The following is a 15,735-nucleotide window of genomic DNA, read 5'->3' as shown; positions in this document are numbered from 1 at the left end:
GCAAGACGGGGCGGATCGCCGCGCCCGCCCGCCGGACGCCGTTTCAGTTTTGCTCCGCTCGTTCGTCCTAGTCAGGAGGGCTGTGCGCGTCCGCCTCCAGATGGGCCTGCGCGCCAGCCGCCATCCGTCCCGTCTCCCAGGAAAGCCAATGCCGACGCTCCCCCGTTCCAGCGTTTCCGCGCTGCTTCATCTCCTGCGCCCCTTCTGGCCGCTGCTGACCGCCGCCACCCTTCTGGGAGTGCTGGGCGGGCTCAGCGTGACCGGGCTGCTGGCCGCCATCAACCGCATCCTGCACGCCGGGGACAGCCCCGGCGCCGGCCTCCTGCTCGCCTTCGCCGGACTGTGCGCGCTGGCGCTGGCCGGCTCGGTCCTGTCCGACATCGGCACCAACCGGATCGGGCAGCGGGTGATCGCGCGGCTGCGCAAGGATCTGGGCGACCGCATCCTGACCGCGCCGATCGACCAGTTGGAGCGCTACCGCAGCCACCGCCTGATCCCGGTGCTGACCCACGACGTGGACACCATCAGCGACTTCGCCTTCGTCTTCGCGCCGCTGGCGGTGTCGCTCAGCGTCACGCTGGGCAGCCTCGTCTATCTGGCGCTGCTGTCCTGGCCGATGTTCCTGGCGACGGCGGCGGCCATCCTGATCGGCAGCGCCGTGCAGTACATCGCGCGCGGCCGCGGCATCGACGGCTTCCAGGAGGCGCGCGCCCACGAGGACGAGCTGCAGAAGCACTACCGCTCGCTGGCGGAAGGGGCGAAGGAGCTGCGCATCAACCGGCCGCGCCGGCTGCGCCTGCAGAGCGCGGCGCTGCGCGGGACCATCGACCGCATCTGCGAGGTCCAGATCCGCTCGATCACCCTCTTCGTCGTCGCCAAGGGGTTCGGCTCCACGCTGTTCTTCATCGTCATCGGGGTGGCGCTCGGCGTCGAGGCGCTGTGGCCCAGCACCGACCGCGGCACGCTCAGCGGCTTCATCCTGGTCCTGCTCTACATGAAGGGGCCGCTGGAGCATCTGATCGGCACCCTGCCCATCGTCAGCCGCGCCCAGGTCGCCTTCCGCCGCATCGCCGAGCTGTCGGCGGCCTTCGCCTCGCCGGAACCGCATCTGCTGATGAAGGACGAGGGGCGGCCTCCCGAAACCATCGACTCGCTGGAGCTGCGCGACGCCCGCTACGCCTACCCGCCGGCCGGGCCGGACGTGGAGCCCTTCGTGCTCGGCCCCGTGTCGCTGCGCGTCGGGCGTGGCGAGATCCTGTTCATCGTCGGCGAGAACGGCTGCGGCAAGACCACGCTGATCAAGATGCTGCTCGGCCTCTACGCCCCGCAGGACGGGGCCATCCTGCTGAACGGCACCCCGGTCACGCCGGAGACGCGCGACGACTACCGCCAGCTCTTCACCACGATCTTCGCCGACTATTTCCTGTTCGACGACCTGATCCAGACGGGCGGAAACGTGCCGGAGGAGGCCCAGGCCTATCTGGAACGGCTGGAGATCGCCCACAAGGTCAGTCTGGTCGACGGCGTGTTCAGCACGACCGACCTCTCCACCGGGCAGCGCAAACGGCTGGCCCTGCTCCAGGCCTGGACGGAGGGGCGGCCGGTGCTGGTGTTCGACGAATGGGCCGCCGACCAGGACCCGGCCTTCCGTCGGATCTTCTACACCGAGCTGCTGCCGAGCCTGAAGGCGATGGGCAAGACGATCATCGTCATCTCCCACGACGACCGCTATTTCGACGTGGCCGACCATCTGCTCCGGCTGACCGCCGGGACGGTTGTGCAGGAAAAATTCACACCGACGGAAAAATCCCCTTAAGTTCCGCCTACCCCCTTCGTCTTAGAGCCAGGAGACGGGTTTCGCAGGACGCGGAACCCGCCGGATCGAGCGTCATTCGGGGGTTTGGAGATGGAGATTGGGGTTAGGGCGGCCGCAGCGGCCGGCCGTCCGGCGACGGGCAAGCGCGGGCGCCTGAAGGCGTTCCTGCTGGCGACGACGATGGCCGGAATGACGGCGTTGGCGCATCAGTCAACCGCCCTGGCGCAGCAGCCGCCGGCCAGCGGATCGGTCAACGGCGGATCGGCCGGCGACGCCACGGTTCTCGCCCCGCTCACCGTTCAGGGCGTCGTCGGCGGCACCGAAGGCTATGTCGCGACGCGCAGCGCCGTCGGCACCAAGGTGGACACGCCGCTCGTCGAGATTCCGCAGACCATCTCTGTCGTGACCCGCGAGGAGATGGACCAGCGCGCCGTTCAGGATTTCGGCGGTGCGGTCGCCTACTCGCCCGGCATCGTCGTGGTCGATTATCCGGGCGGCCCCGGCGCCCCGGACTTCTCGATGCGCGGCTTCCGCGACTTCAGCCTGTTTGGCATCTACCGCGACGGCCTGCGGGCCGGTTTCAACAACTACGACACCACGTTCGAGCCCTACGGGCTGGAGCGCGTCGACATCGTGAAGGGCCCCTCGTCGGTCCTGTTCGGCCAGACCGCGCCCGGCGGCGTGGTGAATCTGACCAGCAAGCGGCCGACCGCCGTGCCGCTGCACGAAATCCAGCTTCAGACCGGCAATTACAAGCGCCGTCAGGCCGCCTTCGATCTCGGCGGGCCGGTCGATGGCGAGGGCAAGGTGCTGTACCGCCTGACCGGGCTCGGCCGCCTGTCCGACACCCAGGTGGACCACGCGCCGGACGACCGCCTCTACATCGCGCCGGCGGTGACCTTCAAGCCGACCGACAGGACCAAGCTGACCCTGCTCGCCAGCTACCAGTCGCTGAAGATGAGCGGTTCGGAGCAGAGCATCCCGCGCAGCGCGCTCGACCTGATCGGCACCGACCTCTATTTCGGTGTTCCGGGCGTGTCCGACTGGCGGGTGAAGAACACGTCGATCGGCTACGAGGTCGAGCATGAGCTGAGCCCGAGCTGGACGATCCACCAGAACGCCCGCTACATGCACTCCCGGGTCAGCTTCCAATCCGCTTTCAGCACCGAATGGCCGGTCGAGCTGGTGGACGGCCGCTATTACCCGGTGGGGCTGCAGGACCGCCCGAAGAACACCGACACCTACCTGATCGACAGCAACATCCAGGGCAAGCTGACCACCGGCCCGGTCTCGCACACCATCCTGGCCGGCGTCGATTACGGCTACTACTCCGGCAAGGAGACGCGGCGGAACACGCTGAATTCGCTGGTCGTCGACATCTTCAACCCGACCTATCCGGGGACGGAGTTCCTCTACGCCGACCCCTGGGTGAACGGGAAGAGCAAGCTGTCCCAGATCGGCGCCTACCTCCAGGACCAGCTGCGCTACGACAACTGGATCCTGACGCTCAGCGGCCGTCAGGACTGGGTGGTCGGCAAGGAGGTCGACTATCTCTCCAACGGCTTCCAGACCACGCGCGACCACGACTTCACCGGGCGCGCCGGCCTCGGCTACGTCTTCGACAACGGCATCGCGCCCTACGCCAGCTATGCGACCTCGTTCCAGCCGAGCACCGGCACGCTGGCGCCGGAACGCGGCGGCGGCACCTTCAAGCCGACCACCGGCACGCAGTACGAGGTCGGCGTGAAGTACCAGCCGACGGGCTGGACCAGCTTCATCTCCGCCTCGCTCTACCACATCACCCAGCAAAACGTGTCGACCAACGACCCGCTCTACAGCGGCTACGCCGTGCAGGAGGGCGAGATCCGCAGCCGCGGCATCGAGCTGGAGGGCAAGATGGCGCTGACGGAGGCGTTCAGCCTGATCGCCTCCTACGCCTTCATCGACGCCGAGATCACCAAGGACAACCCGGCCGTCGGCTCCTCCACCAGCTCGGTCGGGCTGCGGCCGAAGGGAATTCCGCGCCACATGGCCTCGGCCTGGGGCGACTACACCTTCAAGGCGGGGCCGCTGGACGGCCTCGGCCTCGGGGCGGGGGTGCGCTATGTCGGATCGTCCAAGAACATCGCCAACACCGCGAGCATCCCCGAGCACACGCTGATCGACGCCGCCATCCGCTACGACCTGGGCGCCCTGCGTCCGGAGCTGGCGGGCGCCAGCGCCGCGCTCAACGTCAGCAACCTGACCGACAAGAAGTATTATTCGCCGGGCTTCTACGACAACACCGTGCTGTACGGCAACCGCCGCCAAGTCCTGGCGACGCTGAAGTACAGCTGGTAAGGCCTCCCCGATGCCCGGCATCAACGGCACCGTCGGCCGGCGCGGCGTCCTCCGCACCGCCGCTCTGCTCCCTGCCGCTCTGCTCCCTGCCGCCCTGCTCCCTGCCGTCCTGATGGCCGGCGGCGCATGGTCGGCGGAGCGAAGGACGGACGGCGGACTCTGCGCGCTCGACTGGACGAGCGCGCAGGCTCTGCTGGCGCTGGGGATCGTTCCCCGCGGCCTGCCCGAGCTCGACCGCTACCGCCGGGCGGTGATCGAGCCGGCGGTGCCGGACGGCGTTCCGGACATCGGCGCGCGGGCGGAGCCGAACCTGGAGCTGCTCGACCGGTTGGCCCCGGCGCGTTTCATCAGCGACGGCGCGCTGTCGGCGGTGCAGGGCCGGCTGGAACGGATCGCCCCCGTCACCGTCCATCCGCCCTTCGACACCCGGTCCGACGGGGATGGGGAGCCGGGGGGGCAACTCGCCTTCGCCATCGCGTCGCTGCGCGGGTTGGCCGCCGGCCTCGGCGTGCCGGAGGCGGCGGAGCGGGCGGTCGCCCGGCTCGACCGCACTCTGGCGGCGGCGCGCGACCGGCTGTCCGGCTGGGAACCGCGCCCGCTCTACATCCTCAGCGTCCTCGACGGGCGGCGCGTCCTGATCCACGGGCGCAACAGCCTCTATCACGACGTCCTCGACCGGCTGGGGATCGCGAACGCCTGGACCGGTCCCAGCGGCCCCTACGGACACGCCACGGTGACCATGGACCGGCTGGCCGGACGCCCCGACGCCAAGCTGGTCAACATCGGCAGCGAGGGCGGGCGGGCGCTGGAGGCCCTGGCCGCCCTGCCGCTGTTCGCCGGGCTGCCCTTCCTGCGCGAAGGCCGGGTCACCATCCTGCCGCCCATCCTGTTCTACGGCGGCGTCCCGGCGGCGGAGCGTTTCGCCCGCCTGCTCGGCGACGGGCTCGCGCCGCATCATGGCTGACACCGCGATGGCACCCCCGTCCCGCCGCTTCGGTCCCGGCTGGCCGGTCATCGGCCTGTTCCTGCTGGCCGGGCTGGTGTCCGCTCTGGTCCTTGAGCGGCAATTGCCGCTGGAGCTGTGGTGGCGGGCGCTCGTCGCTCCCGACCCGGCGCGGCTCGACCAGCTCGCCGCCCATTACGTCCTGTTCCCGCGCTTCGCGGTCGCCCTACTAGTCGGGGCGGCGCTCGGGCTCGCCGGGGCCATCCTGCAGCAGGTCCTGCGCAACCCGCTGGCCGAGCCCGCCACGCTGGGCATCTCCGCCGGCGCCCACCTGTCGCTCGCCGTCGCCACGCTGTGGCTGCCCGAGGCGCTGGCGCTGGGGCGGGAATGGGTGGCGCTGGCCGGGGCCGGGCTGTCGGCGGCGGCGCTGCTGGCGCTGTCCTGGCGCAAGGGGCTGTCGCCGGTCACCGTCGTATTGGCCGGCCTCGTCCTCAGCCTCTACGCCGGGTCGGTCAGCGGCGTGATGGTGCTGTTCAACCACGACTTGCTGATCGGCCTGTTCCTGTGGGGCGCCGGCTTCCTCGACCAGCAGGATTGGAGCATGGCCGCCTTCCTGGCGCCTCGGCTGGCGGTGCTGGCGCTCGCCGCCGCGCTGGTGCTGCGCCCGCTGGTCCTGCTCGGCCTCGGCGAGGGCGGGGCGCGCAGCCTGGGCCTGTCGGTGGCGGGCGCCCGGCTGGCCGGTCTGGTGATCGCGGTGATGCTGGCGGCGCTGAGCGTCGCCGCCGTCGGCGTGGTCAGCTTCGTCGGGCTGGCCGCCCCGACCATCGTCGGCATGGCCGGCGCCCGCCGGCTGGGTCCGCGCCTGCTCTGGGCGACGCTGTGCGGCGCCGCCCTGCTGTGGGCGACCGACGCCCTGGTGCTGCTGGCCCCGGTGACCTACCGCGAGCTGCCGACCGGCGCCGTCACCGCGGTGCTGGGCGTGCCGATGCTGTTGTGGCTGCTGCCCCGGCTGCGCAGCGCGGCGCCGCCGGTCACGTCCGCCGCCGCGCCGCCTTCGCGGGTGCCCCGCCCGGCGCTGCTGCTCGCCGCCGGCGCCCTGCTGCTGCCGCTGGCCCTGTGGGCGGCGGTCGCCGCCGGCCGCGGTCCGGACGGCTGGGAGTGGAGTGCCGGCAACGCCCTTGCCGCCGTTGAACCCTGGCGGATGCCGCGGGCGCTCGCCGCGCTGTCCGGCGGGGCGATGCTGGCGATGGCCGGCGCCACGCTGCAGCGGATGACCGGCAACCCGCTGGCGGCGCCGGAAATCCTCGGCGTCTCCTCCGGCGCGATCCTCGGCGTGATCGTTCTGATGTTCTCCGCCGAAACCCCCAGCCGCGGCGCCCAGATCCTGGCCGGCGGTGCGGGAGCGGCGGCGGTGCTGGCGGCGATGCTGGCGCTCGGCCGCAAGGACGGCTTTTCGCCCGACCGGCTGCTGCTGGCCGGGATCGCGACCAGCTCCATCTCCGGGGTCGTCGTCGCCGTCCTGATGGCCGGGCACGACCCGCGCCTGCAGACGCTCGTCACTTGGCTGTCCGGCTCGACCTACATGGTCGGCCCGACCGACGCGCTGGCGGCGCTGCTGCTGGCCGGGCTCGGCGTCGCCGCCATCCCCTTCGTGGCGCGCTGGCTCGACCTGCTGCCGCTCGGCGGCGGGGTGGCGGCGGCGCTGGGGGTCAGCCCGCCGCTCAGCCGCGCTGTCCTGTTCAGCCTGTCGGCGCTGCTGACCGCGGCGGCGACGCTGATCGTCGGGCCGCTGAGCTTCGTCGGGCTGATGGGGCCGCACCTCGCCCGCATGCTCGGCCTGCAGCGGGCGGCGGGCCATCTCGCCGGCTCCGCCCTGCTCGGCGGGCTGGTCATGCTGGCCGCCGACTGGCTTGGACGCGGCGTGATCTTCCCCTATCAAGTGCCGGCCGGGCTGCTCGCGTCCGTGATCGGCGGCCCCTTCCTCCTCTGGCTTCTGGGACGGCGCTGATGCCCCGCTTCTCCTGCGACACCGCGATTTCCCAAGACATCCTTCCCGACACCCCCGCCGCCGCCGCGGACTGGCTGGTCGCCGCTTCCGAGCCCTACGGCCTGACCTTCGCCCGCGAGGGCGACCGCCGGACGACGGACGGGCCGTTCGGCCGCCTGACGCTGACCGTGGGCACGGACGCCCTGCGTCTGCGGGCGGAATCGGACGACCGCGGCCTCCTGGAGCGGTTCCGCGGCTCCGTCACCGAGCAGTTGCTCGGCCTGCTCGGGGAGGATGCGGCGATCGTCTGGACTGGCGACGTCGAGACCGGGGCACTGTTCGCCGATTTCCGCGAGATCCGCGTCGCCGCCGTCCGCGACCTGACCCCGCGCCTGCGCCGCATCACCTTCCGCGGCCGCGACCTCGGCCGCTTCGCGACGTCGGACAACCTGCATGTCCGCCTCTACCTGCCGCCGCCGGGGCTGGAGGTGCCGTCCTGGCCGCGCCCCGGCCCCGACGGGCGGCCGGTCCTACCCGAGCCCGAGCGCCGGCCGGCGGTCCGCTACTACACCCTGCGGCGCGTCGATGCCGACGCCGGCGCGCTGGACATCGACGTCGTCCTTCACGAGGACGGCGGCCATGATGACGGCCATTCCGGCGAGGCCCCCGGCGCCGACTTCGCCCGGCGGGCGCGGCCCGGCGACCTCTGCGGCATGTCCGGCCCCTACGGACTCGGCGTGTCTCCGGCCTCCTGGTACCTGCTGGCCGGCGACGAAACGGCCCTTCCCGCCATCGCCCGCATCCTTGAGGAGCTGCCCGACGACGCGCGCGGCACCGCCCTGATCGAGGTGGAGGACACGGCGGACGAGCTGCCGTTGCAGGCCCCCGCGGGGATCGCCGTCCGCTGGCTGCACCGCCGCAACGCCGATACGGCCAGCCCGCTGGTCGAGGCGGTGCGCGCCCTGACCCTCCCGGCGGACAGTGCCACCCTGTTCGCCTGGGTCGCCTGCGAGTTCGACGACCTCGCCCGGCTGCGCGAGCATCTGCGCGGGCGCGGCATCGACCGCGACCGCATGCTGGCCGTCGCCTACTGGCGGCGCACACCGCCGGGAACCTCCACATGACGCCCGCCATGGAGCCGATGTTCCGCCTCGACGGGGTGCGCTTCGCCTTGCCGGGGCGCCTGCTGCTCGATCTGCCGTCCTGCGACCTGTTCCCCCACCGGGTGACCGCGCTGATCGGCCACAACGGCTCCGGCAAATCGACCCTGCTGAAGATCCTCGCCCGCCAGCAGCCGCCGAGCGGCGGGCGGGTGCTGTTCGACGGCCGGCCCCTGGACCGCTGGCGGCAGCGGGCGCTCGCCCGCCGCATCGGCTACTTGCCGCAGCACATGCCCGCGGCGTCCGGCCTGCTGGTGCGCGAACTGGTGGCGCTCGGCCGCTATCCCTGGCACGGCGCGCTCGGCGCCTTCCGCGCGGAGGACGCCCGCAAGGTGGAGGAGGCGCTGGCGCTGACCGACACCGCGCCCTTCGCCGATCGGCTGGTCGACAGCCTGTCGGGCGGCGAGCGGCAGCGGGTGTGGCTGGCCATGCTGATCGCGCAGGACGCCGGTTGCCTGCTGCTCGACGAGCCGATCTCGGCGCTCGACGTCGCCCATCAGGTGGAGGTGCTGGCCCTGGTCCGCCGCCTGTCGCGCGAGCGCGGCATCGGGGTGGTCGCGGTGCTGCACGACGTGAACATGGCGGCGCGCTTCTGCGACGACATCGTCGCCCTGCAGGGCGGTCGGCTGATCGACCGCGGCCCCCCGGTCGAGATCATGACGCCGGTCCGGCTGGGCGCCATCTACGGGGTGCCGATGGCGGTGATCCCCCACCCGGACAGCGGCGAGCCGGTCGCGCTGGTGCGCTGAGCGACGGCGGGCGCGCTCACGCCCCGTCATCTCCCAGCCCGCCATCTCCCAAAATCCCGAGCTGACGGCGCAGCGCCGCCAAAATCTCCGCCGACCGTTCGGGATCGGTCGGTGCGGTGGCGCGGGCCAGCGCCATGCCGCCGACCAGGGCCGACACGATGGCGATGGCGCGGTCGCGGCGTCCGGCGTCACCCTCCCCGCTCCGCTCCGGCAAGCGTTTTTCCACCGCCGCGAAGAAGCGCTCGACACCGGCGCCGAAACGCTCCTGCACCGCCGGGTCCTGCCGCGCCACCTCCCCGGCGAAGGCGGCCATCGGACAGCCGGCGTCCGGCCGGTCGCGGTGCCGGTCGCTCAGATAGCGCGTCAGAAAAGCGTCGAGCGACCCCTCCGGCGACGCCGCGTCGGCGGGCAGCCGGTCAAGGCTTTCCGCGAAGGCGGTCTCGCAGGCCTCGGCGGCCAGCGCGTCCTTCGAGGCGAAATGCCCGTAGAAACCGCCGTGGGTCAGCCCGGCGGCCTTGGTGATCTCCGCCACCCCGACCCTGTCGAATCCGCGTTCGCGGAACAGGCGCCCCGCCGCCTTGACGATGGCGGCGCGGTTCTCCGCCGCCTTTTCCTTGGAAACCTTCACGTCGTCACCCTGTGCATGGCTGCCACGCCCTCATCGTGGGAGGTCGCGGCGATATTCATGATGGACGCCATGAATAAGTCCATTCATGATGGTCATCATCATAACCCAGCGGGCATGGAGAGGACAATGACGGATATGAGCGGCGGCGTGGCCCTGGTCACCGGCGGCACCTCGGGCATCGGGCGGGCGACCGCGCTGGCCTTCGCCAAGGCGGGCGCCACGGCCATCGTCACCGGGCGGCGCGAGGCGGAGGGGCTGGAGACGGTGGACCTCGTCCGGCAGGCCGGCGGGCGTGCCGTCTTCGTCCAGGCCGACGTCGCCGACGCCGAGGAGGTCGCCGCCCTGTTCGCCCGGATCGAGCGGGACCACGGCCGGCTCGACTACGCCTTCAACAACGCCGGCATCCATTTTGGCCGCTCGGTGGCCGACACGACGGAGGCCGACTTCGACCGCATGGTCGCCGTCAACATCAAGGGCGTCTGGCTGTGCCTGAAGCACGAGCTGCCGATCATGCTGCGGCAGGGCAAGGGCGCCATCGTGTCCACCGGCTCGGTGCTGGGCCAGATCGGTCTGGCCGGCAACAGCGTCTATTCCGCCAGCAAGGCGGCGGTCGAGGGCATGACCCGCAGCGTCGCCATCGAGGTCGCCAAGTCCGGCGTCCGCGTCAACGCCGTCTGCCCGGCGATCATCCAGACGCCGATGAGCGCCGGGTCCTTCGGCGGGGAGGAGGCGGTGAACGCGGCGCTCGGCCCGCTGCACCCGGTCGGGCGCGTCGGCCAGCCGCGCGAGGTCGCCGACACCGTGGTCTGGCTGTGCTCCGACGCCGCGTCCTTCATCACCGGCCAGTCGATCAACGTCGACGGCGGCCTGACGGTGCAGTGATCCCCATCCCATAAAGGAGTTCGCGATCATGGACGCAACGGACCCCGCCATGGACCCTGTCGTCATCGTGTCCGCCGCGCGCACGCCGCTCGGCCGTTTCCAGGGCGAGCTGTCGGCCCTGCCCGCCCACGCGCTGGGCGCCCACGCCGTCCGCGCCGCCCTGAGCCGAGCGGGCTTGGCGCCGGAACGGGTGGACGAGGTGCTGCTCGGCTGCGTGCTGCCCGCCGGCCAGGGGCAGGCGCCGGCCCGGCAGGCGGCGCGCGGCGCCGGTCTGCCCGACGCGACCGGCGCCACCACCGTCAACAAGGTCTGCGGCTCGGGCATGAAGGCGACGATGCTCGCCCACGACCTGATCCGCGCCGGCTCCGCCGACTTCGTGGTCGCCGGCGGCATGGAGTCGATGTCCAACGCGCCCTATCTGCTGGCCAAGGCGCGTGGCGGCTACCGCATCGGGCACGACCGCATCCTCGACCACCTGATGCTCGACGGGCTGGAGGACGCCTATGAGGGCGGACGCCCGATGGGCGATTTCGGCGAGGCGACCGCCGACCTCTACGGCTTCACCCGCGCCGAGCAGGACGCCTACGCCGTCGAGACGCTGACCCGCGCCCGCGCCGCCATCGCGGGCGGCGCCTTGGCCGCCGAGATCGCGCCCGTCACCCTCGCCGTCAAAGGTGGCGAGCGGACCGTCTCCGACGACGAGAATCCGCTGAAGGTCGCGCCGGAGAAGATCCCCGGCCTGAAGCCGGCCTTCCGCCGCGACGGCACGATCACCGCGGCCAGTTCCTCGGCCAACGCCGACGGTGCGGCGGCGCTGCTGCTCACCCGCCGTTCGCTGGCCGAACGCGAGGGGCTGCCCGTGCTGGCGACCATCCTCGGCCACGCCACCCACAGCCAGGACCCGGCCTGGTTCACCACCGCACCCATCCCAGCGATCCGCAAGCTGCTCGATCGCGTCGGCTGGGGCGTCGGCGACGTCGATCTGTTCGAAATCAACGAGGCCTTCGCGGTCGTCGCCATGGCGGCGCAGCGGGACCTCGGCATTCCCCGCGACGCGCTGAACGTCAACGGCGGGGCCTGCGCGCTCGGCCATCCGATCGGCGCCACCGGCGCGCGGCTGATCGTGACGCTGCTGCACGCGCTGGCCGCGCGGGGGCTGAAGCGCGGCGTCGCCTCCCTGTGCATCGGCGGCGGCGAGGCCACCGCCATCGCGGTCGAACGGCCCGCCTAAAGCGAACTTTCGTTCGCTTTAGACTCATATCGCCTCATTCGCTGGCTCTCAGCGGATGCCTGTGGCATCCGCCTGCCGCCAGCGGGAACTCTGTTCCCGCGAAAGGCGGGCTCCGGTCGCATGTGCGACCGGGACCGCCGTCGCGGTCCCCTCCCGCCAGACCGGAAGCGCATCCATGCTGTCCTCCCCCGTCGCCGCCGCGCTGGCGCGGCGCAACGTCCATTACGGCTGGGCCGTCGTCGGCGTCACCTTCCTGACCATGCTGGTGTCGGCGGGTGCTGTCGGCGCCCCCGGCGTCCTGCTGCTGCCCCTGCAGCGCGAGTTCGGCTGGTCCACCGCCGACATCTCCATCGCCCTGGCGATCCGCCTGCTGCTGTTCGGGCTGATGGGACCGTTCGCCGCCGCGCTCATCAACCGCTACGGCGTCAAGCGGATGGTGCTGTCCTCGCTGACGCTGGTCAGTAGCGGGTTGCTGCTGTCGCTCGCCATGCGCGAGGTCTGGCAGCTGATCCTGCTGTGGGGCTTCGTCGTCGGCTTCGGCACCGGCCTGACCGCGATGGTGCTGGGCGCCACCGTGGCGACGCGCTGGTTCAGCCGGCGGCGCGGGCTGGTCGTCGGCCTGCTGACCGCCAGTTCGGCCACCGGGCAGCTCGTCTTCATGCCGCTGCTGTCGATGCTGACCGAGCAGATGGGCTGGCGCGTCGCGCTGGCGCTGCTGTGCGGGCTGCTGTGGGTGGCGGCGCTGGCCGTGCTCGCCCTGATGCGCGACCGTCCGTCCGACGTCGGGCTGGCCGCCTATGGCGAGGCGGGCGCCGCCGCCGCGCCGCCGCCCGCCGGCTCGGTGGTGGCCGCCGCCTTGGGCGCCCTGCGCGACGCATCGAAGACGCGGGTCTTCTGGGTGCTGTTCGCCACCTTCTTCATCTGCGGGGCGAGCACCAACGGGCTGATCCAGACCCACCTGATCCCGCTCTGCGTCGATTTCGGCGTGCCCGAGGTGCGGGCCGCCGGCCTGCTGGCGCTGATGGGTGTCTTCGACTTCGTCGGCACGGTCGCCTCGGGCTGGCTGTCCGACCGCTACGACAACCGCTGGCTCCTGTTCTGGTATTACGGGCTGCGCGGTTTGTCGCTGCTGTTCCTGCCCTATTCCGACTTTACGCTCTACGGCCTGTCGCTGTTCGCGGTGTTCTACGGGCTGGACTGGATCGCCACCGTGCCGCCGACGGTCCGGCTGACCGCCGAGCGGTTCGGGCGGGAGCGCGCCAACCTCGTCTTCGGCTGGGTCTTCGCCGGGCACCAGATCGGGGCCGCCTGCGCCGCCTTCGGGGCCGGCTACGCCCGCAGCACGCTGGACAGCTACCTGCCGGCCTTCTTCATCGCCGGGCTGCTCTGTCTGGGGGCGGCGCTGCTGGTCCCGACGCTGGGCCGCGCCCCGGCTTCGGCCAAGCCGGCGCCGGCCACCTGAGAACGACCCTCCAAGGCCGCCGCACCGGCGGCCCAACCCTCCCCCATTGAGACGGGGTGCCCGGCACGCCTCCGACCACGGCGCGAAGAGATGCAAATAGTAATCACTTGCAAATTCAATTTATGATGGGCAAAACGGCTGTTCATTTCACCAAATTGGAATGGCCCGCCATGTTTGAAAACGCAGCGATGGCAGACACAGCCTTTCACGGGCTGGCACTGGCCGCGACAATGGCCGGAATCGTTTGTCTCTACCTCTCCGCCCCGCGTCAGCAGTGGCTTTCCCGCCCCTTGGCCGGCCGTCGCAGCCGCGTGGTGGGAGCACTCGCCCTGTTGGAGGGGTGGCTGCTGTGGTCAACGGTGATGCACCCGGTGACCGCCCTCTTCACCAGCCTCACCATCGCGATGCTGGCTTTCACCATCCTGCCCTTCGCCGCCGCCATCCGCGGCGCGGCGCCGGCGCGGCGGGAGGGTTGAGCCATGGCCATTGCACCCCCCGCCGCAACGGCGCCCGCCCCGATCCGCCCCGACTGGTGGAGCAAGACCCTGGCCGGGGTGATCCTGGGCTTCCTGCTGGCCGTCGCCCTGGCGGGTCTGTTCGCCTGGATCGGACCCGGTGGGCCGGCGGCGGTGAACAAGCTGCAACTCGTCATGTGGATGGTCGCCCCGCTCTGGTTGGGGGTGGTCAGCGTCTGCTTCCTGTTCCGCAGCGGTCGCCAAGCCTGGCTGTGGCTGGGCTGCGCCACCGTCCTGGCCCATACGGCGCTGCTCGCCGCGCGCAGCCCCCTGCTGCCCTGATCCTCCGCCCACCCGTCCCGCCTCCACAGCCGCGAGCCGAGCCATGGCCATCCGCACCGACATCGTCCGCATCTACCGCCAAGTCCACACCTGGACCGGCATCCTGACCGGGCTGATCCTGTTCGTCTGCTTCTATGCCGGCGCCCTGACCATGTTCAAGGAACCGCTGGAACGCTGGATCACGCCGCCGGTGGCGGTGACTCCGGCGACGCTCGACCGGGCGGAGGATCTGGTCGCCGCCACCCGCGCCCTGCGGCCGGAGGTGCGGGACTTCACCCTCGCCGTGGAACCGGCGCTGGCCGGAGAGTCGCCGCTGCGCCTGACCTGGACGGAGGAGCGTTTCGACCCTGCCCCGTGGGCCGCCACCCTGGCGCCGGACGGAAGCGTGGCGGTGGAGCAGCTCAACCCGTCGGGCATCGGGCTTCTGGTGGACTTCCTCCATCGCACCGTGGGCATTCCGGGCGATCTCGACATCGGCACGACGGTGACCGGCGTCGCGAGCGCGCTCTATGTGGTGGCGCTGGTGTCCGGCGTGATCATCCTGCTGCCGTCGCTGGTCAAGGACTTCCTGATCCTTCGCGTCACACGCAACGTGAAGCGGATGTGGCTGGACGCGCACAATCTGCTGGGGCTGATCAGCCTGCCCTTCCACCTTGTCATGGCGCTGTCGGCGGTGGTGTTCGGGCTGCACGACCACATCTACGACACGCTGGACCGCATGGTCTATGGCGGGCAGATGCGCGCCGTGGCGGCGGCGAGCAGCCCCTTCCGCACGGTGTCGAAGGACATGGGCCCGGTGGTCATGCTGCCGCCGAAAGAGTTCCTGACGCGCGTCCACAGCCTCTCGCCCGGTTTCCAACCGGTCAGCCTGGAGTATCACGACGCCGGGACCGGGGCCGCCACCGTGCGCGTCTGGGGCCATGATCCGCGCTATCTGGTGCGGCGGGAGGGCTTCGTGCTGATGGGGGCGGCGGACGGCCGGATCATCGACACCCAATACATGCCGGGCCACCAGAACGGTTGGTCGGCCACCGTCTCCGCCTTCTTCGCGCTGCACTTCGGAACCTTCGGCGGCGGCATCGTGCGCTGGTCCTACTTCCTGCTCGGGCTGGCCGGGGCCGCGCTGTTCTACACCGGCAACCTGCTGTGGATCGAGTCGCGACGGCGGACCGAACGGCAGGCGAAAGGCCCGGTCGAGCAGAGCCGCGCCACCCGCCTGCTCGCCGTCGGGACGGTCGGAGTCTGCCTGGGCTGCGTCGCCGGCCTGTCGCTGACCATCGCCGCCGGGAAGTGGCTGAGCGGACTCGTGGACGACCTTCACGCCTGGCATTGGGGCATCTATTACGCGGCCTTCCTGGGCGCCTGCACCTGGGCCTTCCTGCGCGGGGCGGCCCGTGCGGGGGTGGAGCTTCTGTGGGCCAGCGCCGTAGCCACCGCCGCCATCCCGGCGACCTCGCTGCTCGGACTCGTCCTGCCGGGTCTTTGGCTGTCCGGTGGGCTGATCGGCGTCGATCTGGTGGCGCTGGTCGGCGCCTTGGCCTTCGCCGCCCTGGCCCGCAGCGCGGAACGGCGTGCCCTCAGCGGTCCGCGGGACAGCGTTTGGGCAGCCACGGTCGCGCGCCCGAAATCAGAGATGGGCATCCACCCGCTGACTCACCCGGCTGAGTGACTGTGGGCGGCCGAAAAACAACCGAGCCGAGTCATATCCCTTGCAGCCATAAGGGATATGCACTAACAATC

13 protein-coding genes are annotated in these 15,735 nt (G+C 71.4%); 12 read left to right on the top strand and 1 reads right to left on the bottom strand.

The annotated features are described in order from the left end of the window. Positions 1-148 precede the first annotated feature (148 nt). From FHW79_RS12690 to FHW79_RS12665, 6 genes are all read left to right on the top strand, one after another. Positions 149-1,816 (top strand): cyclic peptide export ABC transporter, encoded by a 1,668-nt coding sequence (locus FHW79_RS12690; protein ID WP_183179262.1) that lies wholly within the window; start codon positions 149-151, stop codon positions 1,814-1,816. A 90-nt stretch (positions 1,817-1,906) separates the two neighbouring features. Then, a complete protein-coding gene (locus FHW79_RS12685) occupies positions 1,907-4,156 on the top strand; it encodes a TonB-dependent siderophore receptor (RefSeq protein ID WP_183179261.1) in 2,250 nt (749 codons plus the stop codon). 10 nt (positions 4,157-4,166) lie between these two features. Continuing rightward, positions 4,167-5,120, top strand: coding sequence for an ABC transporter substrate-binding protein (locus tag FHW79_RS12680; RefSeq protein WP_183179260.1), 954 nt, complete (start codon positions 4,167-4,169; stop codon positions 5,118-5,120). Then, on the top strand, positions 5,113-7,107 hold the full coding sequence (fhuB, locus tag FHW79_RS12675) for a Fe(3+)-hydroxamate ABC transporter permease FhuB (RefSeq protein WP_247884338.1): 1,995 nt from the start codon (positions 5,113-5,115) through the stop codon (positions 7,105-7,107). Before FHW79_RS12680 ends, fhuB begins: the two co-directional genes overlap by 8 nt. Then, on the top strand, positions 7,107-8,210 hold the full coding sequence (locus FHW79_RS12670; protein WP_183179259.1) for a siderophore-interacting protein: 1,104 nt from the start codon (positions 7,107-7,109) through the stop codon (positions 8,208-8,210). The genes fhuB and FHW79_RS12670 overlap by 1 nt, the downstream gene beginning before the upstream one ends. Beyond that, on the top strand, positions 8,207-8,995 hold the full coding sequence (locus tag FHW79_RS12665; RefSeq protein ID WP_183179258.1) for an ATP-binding cassette domain-containing protein: 789 nt from the start codon (positions 8,207-8,209) through the stop codon (positions 8,993-8,995). The genes FHW79_RS12670 and FHW79_RS12665 overlap by 4 nt, the downstream gene beginning before the upstream one ends. Positions 8,996-9,011: 16 nt before the next feature. On the opposite strand, the gene FHW79_RS12660 is transcribed toward FHW79_RS12665, so the two are convergent. Next, positions 9,012-9,623 (bottom strand): TetR/AcrR family transcriptional regulator, encoded by a 612-nt coding sequence (locus FHW79_RS12660; protein WP_183179257.1) that lies wholly within the window; start codon positions 9,621-9,623, stop codon positions 9,012-9,014. A gap of 126 nt (positions 9,624-9,749) precedes the next feature. Between FHW79_RS12660 and FHW79_RS12655 the strand changes: the two genes are divergently transcribed. From FHW79_RS12655 to FHW79_RS12630, 6 genes are all read left to right on the top strand, one after another. Continuing rightward, positions 9,750-10,505: an SDR family oxidoreductase gene (locus FHW79_RS12655; RefSeq protein ID WP_014199259.1), complete on the top strand. Its 756-nt coding sequence runs from the start codon at positions 9,750-9,752 to the stop codon at positions 10,503-10,505. Positions 10,506-10,533: 28 nt separating this feature from the next. After that, positions 10,534-11,736, top strand: coding sequence for an acetyl-CoA C-acyltransferase (locus tag FHW79_RS12650; RefSeq protein WP_183179256.1), 1,203 nt, complete (start codon positions 10,534-10,536; stop codon positions 11,734-11,736). 175 nt (positions 11,737-11,911) lie between these two features. Beyond that, positions 11,912-13,198, top strand: a complete 1,287-nt coding sequence (locus FHW79_RS12645; RefSeq protein ID WP_183179255.1) for an MFS transporter — start codon at positions 11,912-11,914, stop codon at positions 13,196-13,198. Positions 13,199-13,386: 188 nt separating this feature from the next. Then, positions 13,387-13,674 (top strand): hypothetical protein, encoded by a 288-nt coding sequence (locus FHW79_RS12640; protein WP_183179254.1) that lies wholly within the window; start codon positions 13,387-13,389, stop codon positions 13,672-13,674. 3 nt (positions 13,675-13,677) lie between these two features. After that, a complete protein-coding gene (locus FHW79_RS12635; RefSeq protein ID WP_183179253.1) occupies positions 13,678-13,995 on the top strand; it encodes a hypothetical protein in 318 nt (105 codons plus the stop codon). 43 nt (positions 13,996-14,038) lie between these two features. Then, positions 14,039-15,664, top strand: a complete 1,626-nt coding sequence (locus FHW79_RS12630; protein ID WP_183179252.1) for a PepSY-associated TM helix domain-containing protein — start codon at positions 14,039-14,041, stop codon at positions 15,662-15,664. Positions 15,665-15,735 lie beyond the last annotated feature (71 nt).

This window comes from Azospirillum sp. OGB3 (assembly GCF_014192915.1).
In the GTDB taxonomy this organism is placed as follows: Bacteria; Pseudomonadota; Alphaproteobacteria; order Azospirillales; family Azospirillaceae; genus Azospirillum.
This window is presented reverse-complemented; position numbering and strand designations above follow the sequence as displayed.

What these genes read in the sequence shown, in the direction of transcription:
- FHW79_RS12635 (WP_183179253.1), top strand. Translation starts at nt 13,678, where the DNA reads ATGGCCATTGCACCCCCCGCCGCAACGGCGCCCGCCCCGATCCGCCCC.
- FHW79_RS12680 (WP_183179260.1), top strand. Translation starts at nt 4,167, where the DNA reads ATGCCCGGCATCAACGGCACCGTCGGCCGGCGCGGCGTCCTCCGCACC.
- FHW79_RS12690 (WP_183179262.1), top strand. Translation starts at nt 149, where the DNA reads ATGCCGACGCTCCCCCGTTCCAGCGTTTCCGCGCTGCTTCATCTCCTG.
- FHW79_RS12640 (WP_183179254.1), top strand. Translation starts at nt 13,387, where the DNA reads ATGGCAGACACAGCCTTTCACGGGCTGGCACTGGCCGCGACAATGGCC.
- FHW79_RS12650 (WP_183179256.1), top strand. Translation starts at nt 10,534, where the DNA reads ATGGACGCAACGGACCCCGCCATGGACCCTGTCGTCATCGTGTCCGCC.
- FHW79_RS12670 (WP_183179259.1), top strand. Translation starts at nt 7,107, where the DNA reads ATGCCCCGCTTCTCCTGCGACACCGCGATTTCCCAAGACATCCTTCCC.
- FHW79_RS12630 (WP_183179252.1), top strand. Translation starts at nt 14,039, where the DNA reads ATGGCCATCCGCACCGACATCGTCCGCATCTACCGCCAAGTCCACACC.
- FHW79_RS12655 (WP_014199259.1), top strand. Translation starts at nt 9,750, where the DNA reads ATGACGGATATGAGCGGCGGCGTGGCCCTGGTCACCGGCGGCACCTCG.
- FHW79_RS12645 (WP_183179255.1), top strand. Translation starts at nt 11,912, where the DNA reads ATGCTGTCCTCCCCCGTCGCCGCCGCGCTGGCGCGGCGCAACGTCCAT.
- FHW79_RS12665 (WP_183179258.1), top strand. Translation starts at nt 8,207, where the DNA reads ATGACGCCCGCCATGGAGCCGATGTTCCGCCTCGACGGGGTGCGCTTC.
- fhuB (WP_247884338.1), top strand. Translation starts at nt 5,113, where the DNA reads ATGGCTGACACCGCGATGGCACCCCCGTCCCGCCGCTTCGGTCCCGGC.
- FHW79_RS12685 (WP_183179261.1), top strand. Translation starts at nt 1,907, where the DNA reads ATGGAGATTGGGGTTAGGGCGGCCGCAGCGGCCGGCCGTCCGGCGACG.